This is a genomic window from Streptomyces sp. NPDC001027 (genome assembly GCF_040299045.1).
Classification (GTDB): domain Bacteria; phylum Actinomycetota; class Actinomycetes; order Streptomycetales; family Streptomycetaceae; genus Streptomyces.
Genome location: NZ_JBEPBI010000036.1, coordinates 19,392 through 36,966, shown reverse-complemented (window position 1 = coordinate 36,966; position 17,575 = coordinate 19,392). Strand labels below are relative to the sequence as shown.

Sequence of the window (17,575 nt, the reverse complement as noted above, 5' to 3'; positions counted from 1 at the left end):
TACCCTTGTGCCGTGAGCAGCAGCCCCCCCTCCGACGCCCTCCTGGGCCCCGCCGACATCCGTGAGCTGGCGGCCGTCCTCGGCGTGCGGCCCACCAAGCAGCGCGGCCAGAACTTCGTGATCGACGCGAACACCGTCCGCCGGATCGTGCGCACCGCGGACGTCCGGCCCGACGACGTGGTGGTCGAGGTCGGTCCCGGGCTCGGCTCCCTCACCCTCGCCCTGCTGGAGGTCGCCGACCGGGTCACGGCCGTCGAGATCGACGACGTCCTGGCCGGCGCGCTGCCCGCGACGATCACCGCCCGCATGCCGCAGCGCGCGGAGCGGTTCGCGCTGGTGCACTCCGACGCGATGCATGTGACCGGGCTGCCGGGCCCCGCCCCCACCGCGCTCGTCGCGAACCTGCCGTACAACGTGGCCGTGCCCGTGCTGCTGCACATGCTGGAGACGTTCCCGAGCATCGAACGCACCCTGGTCATGGTCCAGTCGGAGGTCGCCGACCGGCTCGCCGCGGGCCCCGGCTCGAAGGTGTACGGCGTGCCGTCCGTGAAGGCGAACTGGTACGCCGACGTCAAGCGGGCCGGAGCCATCGGCCGCAACGTCTTCTGGCCGGCGCCGAACGTGGACAGCGGGCTGGTGTCGCTGGTGCGGCGGTCCGAGCCGATCAGGACCACGGCGTCCCGGCGCGAGGTCTTCGCCGTCGTCGACGCGGCCTTCGCCCAGCGCCGCAAGACCCTGCGGGCCGCGCTCGCCGGCTGGGCGGGGTCGGCCGCCGCCGCCGAGACGGCCCTGGTCGCCGCCGGGGTGTCCCCGCAGGCGCGCGGCGAGGCCCTCACCGTCGAGGAGTTCGCCCGGATCGCCGAGCACCGGCAGCAGGACGCCGCGTGAGCGCCGGCGTCACCGTGCGGGTGCCCGCCAAGGTCAACGTGCAGCTCGCGGTGGGCGCGGCCCGCCCGGACGGCTTCCACGACCTGGCCAACGTGTTCCTGGCGGTCGGCCTGTACGACGAGGTCACGGTGACCCCGGCCGACGGGCTCCGCGTCACCTGCGAGGGCCCGGACGCGGCCCAGGTGCCCCTGGACCGCACGAACCTCGCGGCGCGGGCCGCGATCGCCCTCGCCGAGAGGTACGGCCGCACCCCCGACGTGCAGGTGCACATCGCCAAGGACATCCCGGTCGCCGGGGGCATGGCGGGCGGCAGCGCGGACGGCGCGGGCGCGCTGCTGGCCTGCGACACGCTGTGGGGCACCGGCGCCACCCGCGACGAACTCCTCGACATCTGCGCCGAGTTGGGCAGCGACGTGCCGTTCAGCCTGGTCGGCGGGGCCGCCCTCGGCACCGGACGCGGCGAGAAGCTGACGGCCCTGGAGACCGGCGGCGCCTTCCACTGGGTGTTCGCGATGGCCGGGCGGGGCCTGTCGACGCCGGCGGTGTTCCGCGAGTTCGACCGGCTCACCCGGGGAACGGACGTCCCCGAACCGGTCGCCTCGAGCGCGCTCCTCGACGCCCTCGCGGCGGGCGACCCCGACGCCCTCGCGGCCACCGTCTCCAACGACCTGCAGCCCGCCGCGCTGTCGCTCTTCCCGGAACTCGCCGACACCCTGGACGCGGGGCGCGGGGCGGGAGCGCTGGCCGCGCTGGTCTCGGGCTCGGGCCCGACGACGGCGTTCCTCGTCCGGGACGCGGAGTCGGCGCGCAAGACGGCGCAGGCGCTGCAGGCGTCGGGCACGTGCCGTGCCGTGCGCACGGCGTCCGGGCCGGTGCCCGGGGCGACGGTCGTCTGAGGCCGTCAGGCCCGGGATCTCACAGGGCGTCGATCGAGGTCAGGTCGATGTCGATGTCGTACGGCACGCTGAGCTTGACGTGGTCGTGGTGGATGCCGGTCAGCGCGTAGGTGCCGGTGGCCTCGCCGCGTTCGTAGACCTGGACGACCGGGTGGTCGTCCTGGCCCGCCATGTCGACGAGCCAGAAGTGCGGGATGCCCGCCGCCGCGTACTTGTGCGGTTTCGTGTCGCGGTCGCGCGCCTCGGAGTCGGGCGAGACGACTTCGACGGCGAGCAGCACGTCGGCGGCCTTGAAGTGGGTCTGACGCCGGTCGGCGACGGCTTCCGCGCGCACCACGGAGATGTCCGGTTCGGGGCCGTTGCGGCTGTCGATCACGACGGTCATCTCACGCTTGATCTTCAGCTCGGGCGGCGCCGTGCGCCTCAGGCCGCTCATCAGCATGTCGATGGCATCAGCGTGGAAGATGCGCTGGGCACTCACGAAAACCAGGCTCCCGTCGATCAGCTCGGTGTGCGGCGGGAGATCAGGCAGCGTGAACAGGTCGTCCACGGTGTAGCCGTCCTGCGGCGGCACCGGCCACTGGACGACGCGCTTGACGGACTCGGCGGTCATGGTTCCTCCCATGGACGGGATCCTGCTGCCCGTCCTCCACGGTAGCGGCCTGATCGCGATCACGTCATCACAAAGAGTGACCCTCCGGTCGCGCCCGGCGCCTCACCCGTCAGGCCGTAGGGTTAAAGGCTGTCCGACCCCGATGCGCAGGAGTGAAATGGCCGTCAATCTGGTCAATGTCGAGAACGTCAGCAAGGTGTACGGGACCCGTGCGCTGCTCGACGGCATCTCGCTCGGCGTGTCCGAAGGGGACCGGATCGGTGTCGTCGGCCGCAACGGCGACGGGAAGACCACGCTGATCCGCATGCTCGCCAAGCTGGAGGAGGCCGACTCCGGGCGGGTCACGCACTCCGGCGGGGTGCGCCTCGGCGTGCTCACCCAGCACGACTCGCTCGACGCGACCGCGACCGTCCGCCACGAGGTCATCCGGGACATGGCCGACCACGAGTGGGCCGGCAACGCCAAGGTCCGGGACGTCCTCACCGGGCTCTTCGGCGGGCTCGACCTGCCCGGCTTCCCGCAGGGCCTGGACACCGTCATCGGCCCGCTGTCCGGCGGCGAGCGCCGCCGCATCGCGCTCGCCAAGCTGCTGATCGAGGAGCAGGACCTCATCGTCCTGGACGAGCCGACCAACCACCTCGACGTCGAGGGCATCTCCTGGCTCGCCCGGCATCTGCGCGAGCGCCGTTCCGCGCTCGTCTGCGTCACCCACGACCGCTGGTTCCTCGACCAGGTCTGCACCCGCATGTGGGACGTGCAGCGCGGCGCCGTCCACGAGTACGAGGGCGGGTACTCCGACTACGTCTTCGCGCGCGCGGAGCGTGAGCGCATCGCCGCGACGGAGGAGACCAAGCGGCAGAACCTGGTCCGCAAGGAACTGGCCTGGCTGCGCCGCGGCGCCCCCGCGCGCACGTCCAAGCCGCGTTTCCGCGTCGAGGCCGCCAACGAGCTCATCGCGGACGTGCCGCCGCCGCGCGACAGCAGCGAGCTGATGAAGTTCGCCTCCTCGCGCCTCGGCCGTACGGTCTTCGACCTCGAGGACGTCACCGTGCAGGCCGGCCCCAAGGTCCTGCTGAAGCACATCACCTGGCACCTCGGCCCCGGCGACCGCATCGGCCTGGTCGGCGTCAACGGCGCCGGCAAGACCTCCCTGCTGAGGGCGCTCGCCGAGGCCGCGCGCACCGAGGGCGAGACCCAGCCGGCCGCCGGGCGGATCGCCGTCGGCAAGACCGTGAAGCTCGCCTACCTCTCCCAGGAGGTCGCCGAACTCGACCCCGGTCTGCGGGTGCTGGAAGCCGTGCAGCAGGTGCGCGAGCGCGTCGACCTCGGCAAGGGGCGGGAGATGACCGCCGGACAGCTCTGCGAGACGTTCGGCTTCAACAAGGACAAGCAGTGGACGCCGGTCGGCGACCTGTCCGGCGGCGAGCGCCGCCGGCTGCAGATCCTGCGGCTGCTGATGGACGAGCCCAACGTCCTCTTCCTCGACGAGCCCACCAACGACCTGGACATCGAGACCCTCACCCAGCTCGAGGACCTGCTCGACGGCTGGCCCGGCTCGATGATCGTCATCTCCCACGACCGGTTCTTCGTCGAGCGCACGACGGACCGCGTCTTCGCCCTCCTCGGCGACGCCGCGCTGCGGATGCTCCCACGCGGCATCGACGAGTACATCGAGCGCCGGCAGCGCATGGAGGAGGCCGTGGCCGCCTCCGCCGCCCCCGCCGTCGCGGCGAAGGCCGCTCCCGAGAAGAGCGCCGCCGACCAGCGCGCCGCCAAGAAGGAACTGCAGAAGATCGAGCGGCAGTTGGACAAGGTCTCCGAGAAGGAGGCCAAGCTGCACGACCAGATCGCCGCCCACGCCACCGACTTCGCGAAGGTGGCCGAACTGGACGCCGAACTGCGCGCGTTGGCCGGCGAGCGCGAGGAACTCGAGCTGCGATGGCTGGATCTCGCCGAGGATGCGTGAAGGGTGCGTGAAGACGCATAACGACGGCATCACGGGGCGGTCCTCCCTTGGGAACAGGGGCGGAGCGGCCCCGGAAGCCGTCGGCGCCGGGTGATAGAAAGAGCCGTCCGAGAACCTTCTGAGGACGGCTCCGGGTGGTCACTGGCCCGGAGGCGTGGCTAAAAATCAGTGACTAGGGGGAACACGCCGATGGCCCAGCCGCCCAGTCAGCCGCCGCAGCCCGGCGGTTTCGGAGCACCGCAGGACCAGCCGCACCAGCAGCCGTCGCCGCAGCAACCGCCACAACAGCAGCCGCCGCAGGGCGGCTTCGGCGCTCCGCAGATGCCGCCGCAGCCGCCCCAGGGCCCGCCGGCCCAGGCCCCGCAGCCCGGCTACGGCTACCCGCAGCAGCCCGGCCCCTACGGTCAGCCGCCCCAGCAGCCAGGCCCCTATGGACAACCCCCGCAGCCCGGCCCCTACGGACAGCCCGGCCCGTACGGTCAGGCCGCCGGCCCCTACGGTCCGCAGCCCGGCTACGGCTACCCGCAGCAGTCCCAGTTCCCCGGCGCGCCCGGCGCTCCGGCGGGCGGCCGCAGCCCCTTCAAGGGGCGGCCCGCGCTGGTCGTCGGAGCCGCGGTCGTGGCGCTGCTGGTGATCGGCGGCGCGGTGTTCGCGGTCACGAACGGCGACGACAAGGACCCGAAGAAGCCGGTCGCCGCGCCGAGCGGCGACGACAAGGCCACGACCGGCGCCTCCCCGGTCAACCCCGGCGACGGCGACGGCGACGGCGGCGAGGACCCCCAGGACTTCAACGCGGGCCGCAAGTCCGGCGAGGCGAAGGTGCTCTGGTACAAGGAGGCGCCCGACGCGCCCGCCTCCGGCGCCGACGCCCCCGGCATGTGGATCACCTCGAAGGCGGCCGTGAAGGCCGCCTACAAGCAGGTCGTCGCGTACAACGTGGCGGACGGCAGGCCGTCCTGGCCCGCCCTCACGTTCCCCCAGAAGATCTGCGCGGTCACCCCGCAGCGGACGGCCGACGACAAGGTCGTCGTCGCCTACATGAGCGGCACCAGCGACCGCGCCAAGTGCAACCAGCTCCAGCAGGTCGACCTAGGCACCGGCGTCAAGGGCTGGACCGGCGTGGTCGCGGACGGCGCGCTGTTCGACAGCGCGATCAGCGTCGAACTGTCGCTGGCCGGCAACACGCTGATGGTGGGCCGCTCGCAGTCCGGCACCGCGTACGACGTCCGCACGGGCAAGAAGCTGTACGACAAGCAGAAGTACGGCGACGCGTGCTTCCCGACGGCCTTCGCGGGCGGCAGCCGGCTCATCTCGGTGGCGTCCTGCGACGCGACCAAGGCCACCGAGCACGACGAGATCCAGGAGCTGGACCCGGCCACCGGCAAGGTCAAGTGGACCCAGAAGTTCGACAAGGGCTGGAGCGTCGGCAAGACGTACTCCGTCGACCCGCTGGTCGTCTACAGCACCAACAAGGACAAGAACTCCTGGAACATCTCGACGTTCCAGGCGAACGGCTCCTACCGCTCGCAGGTCGGCTTCGACGAGGACTTCGCCCCCGACTGCGACTCCGGCTTCCTGCAGCGCAACCTCACCGGCTGCCAGGGCACGGCGTCCGACGCCGACACGCTGTACCTGCCGACCGACGCCAAGACCGGTCCCAACGAGATCGTGGCGATCGACCTGGCCACCGGCAAGGAGAAGTGGCGGGTGAAGTCCCCGACGGACGAGGCCATGAAGCCGGTGCGGGTCGACGGCGGGAACCTCGTGGCGTACGTCCAGCCGTCGTACGACGCGCCCGGTCAGGTCGTGGCGATCCCCACGGCGGGGTCCGCGCACAAGCCCGCGAAGCTGCTCCAACTGCCCGAGAGCACGGTCAAGATCGAGGACAGCTTCTACTCCCGTGACGTCGACTGGGTCGGCGGGCGCTTCTACATCTCCACCACCCGGCTGACGGGCAACGACGACACGAAGGAGAAGCTGATGCTCGCCTACGGCAAGTGAGGCGAGCCACCGCCCTCCCGGCTTCCGCCGTCGCCTTCTCCGCCCCGCCTTTCCGGGCTTCCCGAGCTTTCTCCTGAGGTACCCACACCATGACCCAGCCGCCGCCCCCGTCGCCGAACCAGCCCCCGCAGGACTCCGCTCCCCAGGCCGCGCCCCAGGACTCCGTCCCGCAGGACGCCGCGCCGCAGCCGCCCGCGCCGAACCTGTCGAAGGCTCCGCAGCCGCAGCCGCAGCCGCAGCCTCCGGCCCAACCCCCCGCCCCGGTCCAGCCCCCGGCTGCGGGTCAGGCGCCGCAGGCCCCGCCCCCGCCCGCGCCGCCGGCTCCGTCCGGGCCGCCGCAGCCCCAGCCGGGCTACGGCTACCCGCAGGCCCCGGCCCCCGGCGGACCGGGCGGGCCCGCCGCGCCCCCGGCCGGCCCCGGTTACGGCTACCCGGCCCAGCCGGGCCCTCCCGCTCCGGGCCCGTCCGCGTACGGCCAGCCGCAGCCCCACCCTTACGGCCAGCCGCAGCCCCACCCCTACGGCCAGCCGCAGACGAACCCCTACGGCCAGCAGCCGGGCTACGGCTACCCGGGTCAGCCCGGTCAGCCCGGTTACGGCTACCCGGGTCAGCCGACCGTGCCCATGCAGCCGCAGGTCGTCGGGAGCGGCGGCCCGGGCGGTTCCGGCGGCAAGATCAACGCACAGGTGGCGATCATCGTCGCGGCGGTCGTCGCGATCGCGCTGATCGTCGGCGGCGGCGTCTGGTACGCGAACTCCGACAGCGGAGGCAAGAAGGACGAGGCGAGCTCCGGCGGCGCGAACGGCGGCGGGGGCGACAAGGGGGACACGGGCGGAGGCGCCGGCGGCAAGACCTCCGGCGGCAGCGAGAAGGCGCCGACCGACCCCACCTCCGACGTGCTGTTCAAGCTGCCGATGCCGGTGGTCAAGAAGGGCGAGAACGTCGCCGTCCGGGGTTCCTGGCTGACCGACAAGGCGTACGTGAAGACGGGCGTCAACCAGATCACCGGCTACGACCCGGCCAAGGGCGCCAAGCTCTGGTCGATCGCCCTGCCGGGCCCGGTGTGCGAGGCCAGCAAGTTCGCCACCGACGACCACCGCACGGCGGTCGTCTTCCAGGCGAGCACCGCCAAGACCGCCCGCTGTGACCAGATCGCGGCGATCGACCTCGCCGCCGGCAAGCAGCTGTGGAAGAAGACGGTCACCTCCGGCGACTACGCGATCGACTTCGACAACGTCACGGTCAGCGCGAACACGGTCGCCGTGGGCAGCACGGAGGGCGGCGCCGCCTTCGACATCGACTCCGGCAAGGTGCTGTGGTCGCCGAAGCCGGCCGACACCTGCTACGACGCCGGCTACGGCGGCGGCCCCAAGCTGGTGGCGGTGCGCAAGTGCGGCGCGTACGACAACCCCGAACTGCACATCCAGACCATCGACCCGGCCTCCGGGAAGGTGCTCTCCGAGTACAAGCTGGCCACCGGCATCGACTACGCGTCCGTCGTCTCCACCGAACCCCTGGTGGTGGCCGCCGACGTCGGCGACAGCGCCGGGGACGGCAGCGGCATCTCGGACTTCTTCTCCATCGACAACAAGACCGGCAAGCTGCGCACCCGCATCTCGGTGCCGGGCGCGGAGTACGCGGCCGACTGCGAGGGCATCACCAGGATCGAGGCCTGCACGGGCCTGGCCGTCGGCAACGACCGCGTCTACGTGCCCACCGAGGAGCACGACGGCAGCGGCAGCCACGGCCGGACGAACGAGGTCGTCGCCTTCGACCTCGCCACCGGCAAGCAGACCGGCCAGCGCGCGGACGCCGGCGACGGCTACACGATCTACCCGCTGCGCATGGACGGCAGCAACCTGATCGCGTACAAGAGGCCGCCGTACGACAAGGGCGGACAGGTCGTCAGCATCGACGGCGGCTCCTTCAAGGAGACCGTGCTGCTGGAGAACGCGGCCACGGACGCGGTGCACGACCTGGAGACCGGCCTGTCCCCGGAGTACTCCGAGGTCCTCTTCGCACAGGGACGCCTGTACATGTCGGAGGTGTACGTCGACGACGACGCCTCCTCGGGCGGCGACCCCGAGTACCTCGCGGTCGGATTCGGCGCCGCGGGCAGCTGATCGTACGGACCGTCGTGACGGCCCCGCCCCCGAGCAGGTCTCCCGCTCGGGGGCGGGGTCCGCTCATTTATCGTCAACGTCGCCCTCGTGAGAGGAATTTCGGCGATCCGGGCAGTTCTCGCCGGTAGGGGGAGCGCAACGTCGAACAAGCGTGTAGCTTCCGGGGGCATGAAGACAGGGGTGCCGGGGGGCGCCCTTTGTTCGTCCGCGTGGATCCGCGTGGGTGCGTGTGGGTCCGCGTGGATCCCTGTGGGCGTCCACGGGGGGACTGGGGGGTTGCTCGATGGGAGTGCGGCTGATGGTGGTCGACGACCACCGCCTGCTCGCGGAGGCGCTGGCCTCGGCGCTCAAGCTGCGGGGACACCGGGTGCTCGCCGCGGCGGCGCCGGCGGCCGGGGCGGCGGAGCTGGTGATCACCCGCGCCCCCGAGGTGTGCCTGCTGGGCACGGCGGCGCCGGCCGAACCGGGCGTGTTCGACCCCGTCGTGCGCATCAAGCGGGAGCGTCCGCAGGTGGCGGTCCTGGTCCTCGGACCGGTGCCGAGCCCGCGCGGCATCGCCGCGGCCTTCGCCGCGGGCGCCTCCGGCTACGTACGCCACGACGAGCGCATAGAGGGCGTGGAGCGGGCCATCATGAAGGCGCGGGCGGGTGAGGCGGCGGTGGCGCCGCAGCTGCTGCAGGGCGCGTTCGGCGAGCTGCTGAACCCGGCGGCCCAGCCGGACGACGAGGGCCAGCGCCTGCTGCAGATGCTCACCCCGCGCGAGGTGGAGGTCCTGGTCCGCGTCGCCGACGGCGAGGACACCCGTCTGATCGCGGCCGGCATGGGCATCGCTCCGTCCACGGCCCGCACCCACGTCCAGCGGGTCCTGATGAAGCTCGGCGTGGGCTCCCGTCTGGAGGCGGCGGCGCTCGCGGCGCGCACGGGTCTGCTGGACCGCGCGGGGCCGCTGCCGCACACCTCCCGCGAGCGGGCGACGGAAGCGGAGTAGACGGATGAGAGCACGCACGGTCATCGGACGGGGCGCGCGCCTCGGCGTCCTCATGGGGGCGTGGCCCGCGGGGACGCTCGGCCTGCTGTGCCTGGTGGCGGCGTTCGTCTTCCTGGTCGGCGGCCAGTACGGGGCGGCGTGGGCGCTGACGACGGCGGGCGGGTACGCGGCTGCGGGCAGCATGGCGGCAGGCGTCGTCCTCGGCACGGCCATCGGCGCCGCCCTGGCGATCGCCCCGCGCGGCCTGCTGGCGAGGGCCCCGCTGCGCGGTCTGCTGGCGGCGCTCACCGCGGGGCTGCCGGTCGCGGCGCTGCACGTCGCCCTGCTGACCGGGGACGGCTACACCCTGGCGAGCTACCCGCTGTCGACGCACGTCGTCGACTGGGCGGTCATCCTGACGGTCGCCCTGGTGGCGGCGGCGCGAAGCGGCGAGATCGCCGGGTGCGGCGCCGACGCGACGGTGAAAGGGGCGCGTGGCGATGCCGGGACGGGGAAAGCGGCGGCGGCAGCGGAGCGCGGCGGCACAGCGCGCTGACGGCCGCTGGGACGTGCTGCTCGAGACGCGGGACCGGTCCGAGCTGCGCGCGGTGCTTCAGCGCCTGCGGGCGGCGCAGCCGCCGGTCGACCCGGCGGCGGTGCGCATCGACACGCTGTGCGGCCGGTCGGACCGCCCCACCGAGTACCGCCTGAGCCTGTTCCGGCCGGCGCCCGCGCCTGCGGCGCCCGCGCCTGCGGCACCCGGGGCCCCGGCCCTCGGGCCCCCGACGGCCGGACGTGGTGCGTGCAGCGGGTAATTCGGGGGCGGCCCCGATGTGCGGCTGCCTAGGCTCTCCCCATGCCCCACCCGGAAATGCAGCGGATCAACGCCTTCCTGTCGTCCTTCGCCCGGCGGCAGGCCGCGCGCGTCGTCGACCTCCCGGGCGGGTTCGCCGCCCTCGACGACGACTTCGCGCACTCCCACGCCGACAACCAGGTCGTGGTCGACGGGGCCGTCGATCCCGAGGCGCTGCCCGCCCTCGCCGAGCGGGCGCTGGGACATCTGCCGTTCCGCCTGATCTCCGTCCTCGACGACGACGTCGCCGTCGCGTGCGCGGAGCCGCTGGCGCGGGCCGGTTACACCCACTCCACGTTGCTGGTCATGCTGCACACGGGCCCTGCGCCGACCGACGGCGGCGGCTCTGCGCGGGAGGTGGACCTCGACGCGCTCCGTGTCCCGCTGGCCCGGCGCTGGCGGGGCTTCCTCCCGGACGCCGGCGACGAGGTCGTCCGCCACCTCGTCGACCGGCGCGAGGCGCGTCGCCGCGGGGCCGAGGTCGTCCGGTTCCTCGGCGCCCGCACGCAGGACGGCGAGGTCGCCGCCTGGGCCGACCTCTATATGGACCCGGCGACCGGCATGGCCCAGATCGAGGACCTGGTCACCTCGGAGGCCCATCTCCGGCGCGGTCACGGCGACGCCGTCCTCGGCGCGGCCCTGCGCATGGCCGCCGCCGAGGGCTGCGGGACCCGGTTCCTGACCGCGGACGCCGCGGACTGGCCGCGTCACTGGTACGAGCGTCGCGGCTTCTCGGCAATCGGCCGCTCTCACTGCTTCGAACGGAGCTGACTCGCCGATGGCTGAGGTGCGTATCGGACAATTGACGCATACGGTGTGTAACCGTACCGTTTCGTTCGGTGACCGCATGTGTCGTCGGTGACTGACGAAACACGCCACTCAGCCGAAAAGGGAATGCAATGCGCAAGCTTCACCAGACCGCTCTCGTGGCTGCCATGATCGTCGGCCTCGGCATGGCCGGGACCGGGATCGCCTCCGCCGGCTCCGACGGGGACTCCCGGCAGTGCGCCAACCACGTGGAGAACATCTCGTTCGGTCTCATCAACATCCCGAACCTGAACCTCCCCCTCCTCGGCTCCTCGTCGAACCAGACGGCGACCCAGCAGATCTGCAACAACGGCGACGACGCCGTGAACGTGAACGTCGCCGACCGGGAGGACTAGGACCCCTCCGGTCGACCACGGCCATGACGTGGGGCGGCTCCGGGTTCCGCATGCCGGGATCCCGGGGCCGCCCCGCCGCACGACCTGCGCGTGCGTGTGCCGCCCGGCCTGCCTGCCGCTACCCGGCCCGCGGGGGCTCCCCCTCCACTGCTTCGGGCGGGAGCTTCGGGGTGACCGGCGCCGCGGGCCGCAGCTTCAGCCAGGCCAGGAAGAAGAGGCCGAGGGCCAGCATCCCGAGGCCGGTCCACAGGTTGATGTTGATTCCCTGGGCCTTGTCGATCTCCGCGTCGCCGTCCGTGAGGCCGGCGATCGTGACGATCACGCCGTAGACGACGAACAGGCCGCCGATGATGCGGCGCAGGTCGAAGATCCGGGCCGCGGTCGCGGACTTCTCCTCGAGGGCTGTGACCTCGCGCTGGACGTCGGCCTCGGACCAGCCCGCCCGCCGCAGCCGCTCGGCGGCGTCGTCGCGCTCGGACGGTTCGAATTGCTCGGACATGGTGTCTCCATCCTTCCGCAGGTGTCGCGAGGGCTCAGAACGAGAACGGGATGTAGCAGAGGGCGGCCAGGATCACCGCGCTCCAGCCCAGCAGCGCGGGCCGGCGGTACCAGGCGTCGTCGCCCGCCGCGGGCGGCTCGGCCATCCCGGGGGAGACGGTGCCGTAGACCAGGCCCTGCAGCTCCTCGTCCGGCTTGGGGGCGGTGAACAGCGACACCGCGACCATCACGACCGCGCCCGCCACGAAGCCCGCGATCGCGGAGACGAAGTTGGCGCCCTGGTCGGTGGGGATGCCGATGACGTCCTGCTTGTAGAGGACGAAGTAGTTGACCATCGCCGCCGTGGTGCCCGCGAGCAGGCCCCAGAAGCCCGACTTCTTCGACGCCCGCTTCCAGAACATGCCGACGATGAAGACCACGAACATCGGCACGTTGAAGAAGCTGAACAGCGTCTGCAGGTAGCTCATGATGTTCGAGAAGGTCGACGCCAGGAACGCCGTGCCCACCGAGGCCGCCACGCCGATCGCCGTGATCAGCCGGCCGAAGCGCACGTAGTACGCGTCCTCCCGGCCCAGCACCACGTACTTCGCCCAGATGTCGGTGGTGAACACCGTGTTGAAGGACGACACGTTCGCCGCCATGCCGGCCATGAACGCCGCCAGCAGACCCGTCACCGCGATGCCCAGCACGCCGTTCGGCAGGAGCTGCTCCATCAGGTACGGGATGGCGTCGTTGTACTGCAGGTCGGAGTCGGCGGTGCCGATCTTCGGCACCAGCACCGCCGCCACCAGGCCCGGGATCATCACCAGGAAGACGATGAAGATCTTCGGGAAGGCCGCGATGAGCGGGGTGCGCTGGGCCGCCGAGAGGTTCTTCGCCGACAGGGCGCGCTGCACCTCCGCGAAGTTGGTCGTCCAGTAGCCGAAGGACAGCACGAAGCCGAGGCCGAGCACGATCGTCAGCCAGTTCGCGCCGAGCGGGTTGGCGCTGCCGATGCCGGTGCCGCCCCAGGCGGAGACGAAGTCGTCCCCGTGGGTCGCGGTCAGCTTGTCGCTCAGGCCGTCCCAGCCGCCCACCTTCTTCAGACCCAGCACGGACAGCGGGATGAGGGCCGCCAGGATCACGAAGAACTGCAGGACCTCGTTGTAGATCGCCGACGAGAGGCCGCCGAGCGTGATGTACGCCAGCACGAAGAAGCCGGCCACCACGATCGCCACCCACTGCGGCCAGCCCAGCAGCGCTTCGACGACGATGGCCAGCGCGTACAGGTTCACCCCGGCGATCAGGATCGCGGCGAACGCGAACAGGATCGAGCTCAGCAGATGGGCCGCCTTGTCGAAGCGCAGCAGCAGCATCTCCGGGACCGAGCGGACCTTGCTGCCGTAGTAGAACGGCATCATCACCAGGCCGAGGAACACCATCGCCGGGATGGCGCCGATCCAGTACCAGTGGACGGTGTACGCGCCGTACTGGGCGCTGTTCGCGGCCATGCCCAGGATCTCGGTGGCGGCCAGGTTCGCCGAGATGAACGCGAGACCGGTGATCCAGGCGGGCAGCGAGCGGCCCGAGAGGAAGAAGTCGAGGGTGGTCTTCACCGAGCGCCGGGCGGCGAAGCCGATGCCGAGGACCACGACGAAGTAGATGCCGAGGATCGTGTAGTCGAGCCAGTTCGTGGGGAGCCGTAGCTCTGCCGCCAGGTTGGTGGGGGTTCGCATGCACTGCTCGCTTCGCTTGGTGTTCTTTGTTTGGTTGTGACGATGACTCGCGTGGGGGTTTATGGTTTTATGTGTTCGGTTCTGTTTGAAGCTTCGCTAGGTGTACTGATCCGGGTCCGCGGACCCGGGGGTACGGATGGAGAGTCGCGGTGAAGAAGACCTCGACCCGTCTGGCCGACGGTCGTGAGCTGATCTACTACGACCGGCGCGACGACGTGGTGCGCGACGCGGTGGACAAGCGTCCGCTCGAGCGCACGGTCACCACTTCGGAGGTACGGCGCGACCCGCTGCTCGGGGATTCCGTCGCCGTCGCCTCGCACCGGCAGGGGCGCACGTACCACCCGCCGGCCGACGAGTGCCCGCTCTGCCCCTCCGAGGGCGACCGGCTGAGCGAGATCCCGGACTCGTCGTACGACGCCGTCGTCTTCGAGAACCGCTTCCCCTCCCTCGCCGGCGACTCCGGCCGCTGCGAGGTGGTCTGCTTCACCTCCGACCACAACGCGTCCTTCGCCGACCTCACCGAGGAGCAGGCGGGACTGGTCCTCGAGGCGTGGACGGACCGGACGTCCGAGCTGTCGCATCTGCCCTCCGTGGAACAGGTGTTCTGCTTCGAGAACCGCGGCGCCGAGATCGGTGTGACTCTGGGTCACCCGCACGGGCAGATCTACGCCTACCCGTTCACCACTCCACGGACCGCCCTGATGCTGCGCTCGGTCGCGGCGCACAAGGAGGCGACCGGCGGAGAGAACCTCTTCGACGCCGTCCTCAAGCGTGAACTCGCCGAGGACCGGGTCGTCCTGGAGGGTGAACACTGGGTCGCGTTCGTGCCGTACGCCGCCCACTGGCCGTACGAGGTGCACCTCTACCCCAAGCGCCGGGTGCCCGACCTGCTGGCCCTCGACGAGGACGCGCGCACAGAGTTCCCCCAGGTGTACCTGGAACTCTTGAGGCGCTTCGACCGGATCTTCGGCGACGGTGAGTCGCAGACGCCGTACATCTCCGCCTGGCACCAGGCGCCGTTCGGCACGCTCGAGGAGTTCGAGGGCGTCAACCGGGACGACTTCGGGCTGCACCTGGAGCTTTTCACCATCCGCCGCACGTCCGGCAAGCTGAAGTTCCTCGCGGGCTCCGAGTCCGGCATGAACGTCTTCATCAACGACGTGCCGCCGGAGCGCGCGGCCGAGCGACTGCGAGAGGTAGCGAGTTGACGAGCAGCGGCAAGTATCTGGTCACGGGCGGCGCGGGGTACGTCGGCGGCGTGGTCGCCCAGCACCTGCTGGAGGCCGGACACGAGGTCGTCGTCCTGGACAACCTCTCCACCGGCTTCCGCGAGGGCGTCCCCGCCGGCGCCGCGTTCGTCGAGGGCGACATCCGCGACGCCGCGGAGCACCTCGACGCCTCCTTCGACGCGGTGCTGCACTTCGCCGCGTTCTCGCAGGTCGGCGAGTCCGTCGTGAAGCCCGAGAAGTACTGGGACAACAACGTCGGCGGCACCATGGCGCTGCTCGGCGCGATGCGCGAGGCGGGCGTGCGCAAGCTCGTCTTCTCCTCCACGGCGGCCACCTACGGCGAGCCGGAGCAGGTGCCGATCGTCGAGTCCGCGCCCACCAGGCCGACCAACCCCTACGGCGCCTCCAAGCTCGCCGTCGACCACATGATCAGCGGCGAGGCCGCCGCCCACGGGCTCGGCGCCGTCTCGCTGCGCTACTTCAACGTGGCGGGCGCGTACGGCGCGCAGGGCGAGCGCCACGACCCCGAGTCGCACCTCATCCCGCTCGTCCTCCAGGTCGCCCAGGGCCGCCGCGAGGCCATCTCGGTCTACGGCGACGACTACCCGACCCCCGACGGCACCTGCGTGCGCGACTACATCCACGTCGCGGACCTCGCCGAGGCGCATCTCCTCGCCGTCGCCGCCGCCAAGCCGGGCGAGCACCTCATCTGCAACCTCGGCAACGGCAACGGCTTCTCCGTCCGTGAGGTCGTCGAGACGGTCCGCAAGGTCACCGGCCACCCGATCCCCGAGGTCGTGGCCCCGCGCCGCGGCGGGGACCCGGCCGTCCTGGTCGCCTCGGCGGCCGCCGCCCGCGAACAGCTGGGCTGGAACCCGTCCCGCGCGGACCTCGCGGGCATCGTCGCGGACGCCTGGGCGTTCGCCCAGCAGATCGCCGACAGCACGACGAGGGAGCGGTAATGGCGGAGCAGCGGGTCCGGGAGGACTTCGTCGAGCTGTACGGCGCGGAGCCCGACGGCGTCTGGGCGGCGCCCGGCCGCGTCAACCTCATCGGCGAGCACACCGACTACAACGACGGCTTCGTGATGCCCTTCGCGCTGCCGCACACCGCGGTCGCCGCGGTCTCCCGGCGCGAGGACGGCCGGCTGCGCCTGCACTCGTCCGACATCGAGGGCGGCGTCGTCGAGCTGGAGGTGGACTCCCTGACGCCCGGATCGGACGACGGCTGGGCCTCCTACCCCGCCGGCGTCGTCTGGGCGCTGCGCGACGCGGGCCACCCCGTCGCCGGCGCGGACGTCCACCTCGCGTCCACGGTGCCGACCGGCGCGGGCCTGTCCTCGTCGGCGGCCCTGGAGGTCGTGGTCGCGCTCGCGCTGAACGACCTGTTCGCCCTCGGGCTTCCGGGCTGGAAGCTGGCCCGGCTGTGCCAGCGCGCGGAGAACGTCTACGTCGGCGCGCCCACCGGCATCATGGACCAGACCGCCTCCGCCTGCTGCGAGAGCGGCCACGCGCTGTTCCTCGACACCCGCGACCTCTCCCAGAAGCAGATCCCCCTCGACCTCGCGGCCGAGGGCATGCGCCTGCTGGTCGTGGACACCCAGGTCACGCACGCGCACAGCGGCGGCGAGTACGGCAAGCGGCGGGCCGGCTGCGAGAAGGGCGCGGCCCTGCTCGGCGTCGACGCCCTGCGGGACGTCCCGTTCGACGGACTCGACGCGGCGCTGGCCCGGCTCGGCGACGAGGAGGAGGTCCGCCGCCTGGTCCGGCACGTGGTGACCGAGGACGAGCGCGTCGAACGCGTGGTGCGGCTGCTGGAGTCGGGCGACACCCGGGCCGTCGGCCCGGTCCTCACCGAGGGCCACGCCTCCCTCCGGGACGACTTCCAGGTCTCCTGCCCCGAGCTGGACCTGGTCGTCGAGACGGCCGTCGCGGCCGGTGCGCTCGGCGCGCGGATGACCGGCGGCGGCTTCGGCGGCTCGGCGATCGTCCTCGCGGAGGCCGCCGACGTCGACACCCTGACCAAGGCCGTCGAGGAGGCCTTCGCGGCCGCCGGGTACGCGGCGCCGCGCGTGTTCGAGGCGGTGCCGTCGGCGGGCGCGCGCCGGCTGAGCTGAGCGGTTCGGCCTCACGCCACCGGGGTGCGACGGTCCTCCGTCCCACCCCGGTCCCGTCTCAGCCGGGTTCCTGCGTCAGCCGCTTCGTCAGCGTGAACTCCGTGACGCCCGGCGGATAGTCCTCGATCACGCACACCACCTCGTAGCCCTGCCGTCGGTAGAAGTCCGGCGCCTGGAAGTCCCAGGTCTCCAGGCGCACGCGGGTGCAGCCCCGTTCGTCGCGGGCGACGCGCTCGGCCTCGGCGAGCAGCCGGGAGCCCAGCCCCGCGCCACGGTGCCGGGCGTCGACCCACAGCTGCGCGACATGCAGCCACGTCGCCCAGGTGTGGCCCACCAGCCCGCCGGCCAGGCCGCCTTCGCGGTCCGCGGCCCACACGTGCAGCGGAGCCTCGCGTCCGGCGGGGGCCCCGCGCAGCGCGCGCAGCACCGGGGACCGCTCCGTGTTCGTGTCCAGCAGCCGCGAACGGAGAAGATCGCGCCGGGTCCTGTCGACTTCTGTCTCAAGACGAAACATGCGGCACACCATAAACGCGCTGGCCGACCAGTT

General features: G+C 72.0%; 16 protein-coding genes. 12 read left to right on the top strand and 4 right to left on the bottom strand.

Going from position 1 to position 17,575, the window contains the following annotated elements; all coding sequences use genetic code 11:
• Positions 1–12 precede the first annotated feature (12 nt).
• Together rsmA and ABT300_RS13480 are read left to right on the top strand one after the other, a co-directional pair.
• On the top strand, positions 13–888 hold the full coding sequence (gene rsmA, locus ABT300_RS13485; RefSeq protein ID WP_351674627.1) for a 16S rRNA (adenine(1518)-N(6)/adenine(1519)-N(6))-dimethyltransferase RsmA: 876 nt from the start codon (positions 13–15) through the stop codon (positions 886–888).
• On the top strand, positions 885–1,784 hold the full coding sequence (locus tag ABT300_RS13480; RefSeq protein ID WP_351674625.1) for a 4-(cytidine 5'-diphospho)-2-C-methyl-D-erythritol kinase: 900 nt from the start codon (positions 885–887) through the stop codon (positions 1,782–1,784). Before rsmA ends, ABT300_RS13480 begins: the two co-directional genes overlap by 4 nt.
• Before the next feature lie 19 nt (positions 1,785–1,803).
• Here the strand turns inward: ABT300_RS13480 and ABT300_RS13475 are convergent, their stop codons facing one another.
• On the bottom strand, positions 1,804–2,397 hold the full coding sequence (locus ABT300_RS13475) for a Uma2 family endonuclease (protein ID WP_452987350.1): 594 nt from the start codon (positions 2,395–2,397) through the stop codon (positions 1,804–1,806).
• Positions 2,398–2,554: 157 nt separating this feature from the next.
• Between ABT300_RS13475 and ABT300_RS13470 the strand changes: the two genes are divergently transcribed.
• The 7 genes from ABT300_RS13470 (at position 2,555) to ABT300_RS13440 (ending at position 11,470) form a co-directional block, all read left to right on the top strand.
• Positions 2,555–4,363: an ABC-F family ATP-binding cassette domain-containing protein gene (locus ABT300_RS13470; RefSeq protein WP_351674621.1), complete on the top strand. Its 1,809-nt coding sequence runs from the start codon at positions 2,555–2,557 to the stop codon at positions 4,361–4,363.
• 189 nt (positions 4,364–4,552) lie between these two features.
• A complete protein-coding gene (locus tag ABT300_RS13465) occupies positions 4,553–6,364 on the top strand; it encodes an outer membrane protein assembly factor BamB family protein (RefSeq protein ID WP_351674619.1) in 1,812 nt (603 codons plus the stop codon).
• Between the two features lie 89 nt (positions 6,365–6,453).
• Entirely contained in the window at positions 6,454–8,487 is a 2,034-nt protein-coding gene (locus ABT300_RS13460; protein WP_351674617.1) for an outer membrane protein assembly factor BamB family protein, read from the top strand.
• 283 nt (positions 8,488–8,770) lie between these two features.
• Positions 8,771–9,475 carry a helix-turn-helix transcriptional regulator gene (locus tag ABT300_RS13455; RefSeq protein WP_319276324.1) on the top strand — a complete coding sequence of 235 codons (705 nt, stop codon included), beginning with the start codon at positions 8,771–8,773 and terminating at the stop codon, positions 9,473–9,475.
• 4 nt (positions 9,476–9,479) lie between these two features.
• Positions 9,480–10,010 carry a hypothetical protein gene (locus ABT300_RS13450; RefSeq protein WP_351674615.1) on the top strand — a complete coding sequence of 177 codons (531 nt, stop codon included), beginning with the start codon at positions 9,480–9,482 and terminating at the stop codon, positions 10,008–10,010.
• 300 nt (positions 10,011–10,310) lie between these two features.
• A complete protein-coding gene (locus tag ABT300_RS13445; protein ID WP_351674614.1) occupies positions 10,311–11,078 on the top strand; it encodes a GNAT family N-acetyltransferase in 768 nt (255 codons plus the stop codon).
• Between the two features lie 128 nt (positions 11,079–11,206).
• Positions 11,207–11,470 (top strand): hypothetical protein, encoded by a 264-nt coding sequence (locus ABT300_RS13440; RefSeq protein ID WP_351674613.1) that lies wholly within the window; start codon positions 11,207–11,209, stop codon positions 11,468–11,470.
• A gap of 118 nt (positions 11,471–11,588) precedes the next feature.
• Here ABT300_RS13440 and ABT300_RS13435 read toward each other — a convergent pair whose 3' ends face one another.
• Positions 11,589–11,969 (bottom strand): hypothetical protein, encoded by a 381-nt coding sequence (locus ABT300_RS13435; RefSeq protein WP_351674611.1) that lies wholly within the window; start codon positions 11,967–11,969, stop codon positions 11,589–11,591.
• Between the two features lie 34 nt (positions 11,970–12,003).
• On the bottom strand, positions 12,004–13,683 hold the full coding sequence (locus ABT300_RS13430) for a sodium:solute symporter family protein (protein WP_351674609.1): 1,680 nt from the start codon (positions 13,681–13,683) through the stop codon (positions 12,004–12,006).
• Between the two features lie 149 nt (positions 13,684–13,832).
• On the opposite strand from ABT300_RS13430, the gene galT reads away from it, so the two are divergent.
• From galT to galK, 3 genes are read left to right on the top strand one after another with little or no spacing between them, the layout of a single operon-like run.
• Positions 13,833–14,891 (top strand): galactose-1-phosphate uridylyltransferase, encoded by a 1,059-nt coding sequence (galT, locus tag ABT300_RS13425; RefSeq protein WP_351674607.1) that lies wholly within the window; start codon positions 13,833–13,835, stop codon positions 14,889–14,891.
• Entirely contained in the window at positions 14,888–15,874 is a 987-nt protein-coding gene (gene galE / locus ABT300_RS13420) for a UDP-glucose 4-epimerase GalE (RefSeq protein WP_351674606.1), read from the top strand. The genes galT and galE overlap by 4 nt, the downstream gene beginning before the upstream one ends.
• On the top strand, positions 15,874–17,028 hold the full coding sequence (galK, locus tag ABT300_RS13415; RefSeq protein ID WP_351674604.1) for a galactokinase: 1,155 nt from the start codon (positions 15,874–15,876) through the stop codon (positions 17,026–17,028). Before galE ends, galK begins: the two co-directional genes overlap by 1 nt.
• 58 nt (positions 17,029–17,086) lie before the next feature.
• Here the strand turns inward: galK and ABT300_RS13410 are convergent, their stop codons facing one another.
• Positions 17,087–17,554: a GNAT family N-acetyltransferase gene (locus tag ABT300_RS13410; RefSeq protein ID WP_351674602.1), complete on the bottom strand. Its 468-nt coding sequence runs from the start codon at positions 17,552–17,554 to the stop codon at positions 17,087–17,089.
• Positions 17,555–17,575: the final 21 nt, after the last annotated feature.

What these genes read in the sequence shown, in the direction of transcription:
- ABT300_RS13475 (WP_452987350.1), bottom strand. Translation starts at nt 2,397, where the DNA reads ATGACCGCCGAGTCCGTCAAGCGCGTCGTCCAGTGGCCGGTGCCGCCG.
- ABT300_RS13470 (WP_351674621.1), top strand. Translation starts at nt 2,555, where the DNA reads ATGGCCGTCAATCTGGTCAATGTCGAGAACGTCAGCAAGGTGTACGGG.
- ABT300_RS13465 (WP_351674619.1), top strand. Translation starts at nt 4,553, where the DNA reads ATGGCCCAGCCGCCCAGTCAGCCGCCGCAGCCCGGCGGTTTCGGAGCA.
- ABT300_RS13460 (WP_351674617.1), top strand. Translation starts at nt 6,454, where the DNA reads ATGACCCAGCCGCCGCCCCCGTCGCCGAACCAGCCCCCGCAGGACTCC.
- ABT300_RS13455 (WP_319276324.1), top strand. Translation starts at nt 8,771, where the DNA reads ATGGGAGTGCGGCTGATGGTGGTCGACGACCACCGCCTGCTCGCGGAG.
- ABT300_RS13450 (WP_351674615.1), top strand. Translation starts at nt 9,480, where the DNA reads ATGAGAGCACGCACGGTCATCGGACGGGGCGCGCGCCTCGGCGTCCTC.
- ABT300_RS13445 (WP_351674614.1), top strand. Translation starts at nt 10,311, where the DNA reads ATGCCCCACCCGGAAATGCAGCGGATCAACGCCTTCCTGTCGTCCTTC.
- ABT300_RS13440 (WP_351674613.1), top strand. Translation starts at nt 11,207, where the DNA reads ATGCGCAAGCTTCACCAGACCGCTCTCGTGGCTGCCATGATCGTCGGC.
- ABT300_RS13435 (WP_351674611.1), bottom strand. Translation starts at nt 11,969, where the DNA reads ATGTCCGAGCAATTCGAACCGTCCGAGCGCGACGACGCCGCCGAGCGG.
- ABT300_RS13430 (WP_351674609.1), bottom strand. Translation starts at nt 13,683, where the DNA reads ATGCGAACCCCCACCAACCTGGCGGCAGAGCTACGGCTCCCCACGAAC.
- galK (WP_351674604.1), top strand. Translation starts at nt 15,874, where the DNA reads ATGGCGGAGCAGCGGGTCCGGGAGGACTTCGTCGAGCTGTACGGCGCG.
- ABT300_RS13410 (WP_351674602.1), bottom strand. Translation starts at nt 17,554, where the DNA reads ATGGTGTGCCGCATGTTTCGTCTTGAGACAGAAGTCGACAGGACCCGG.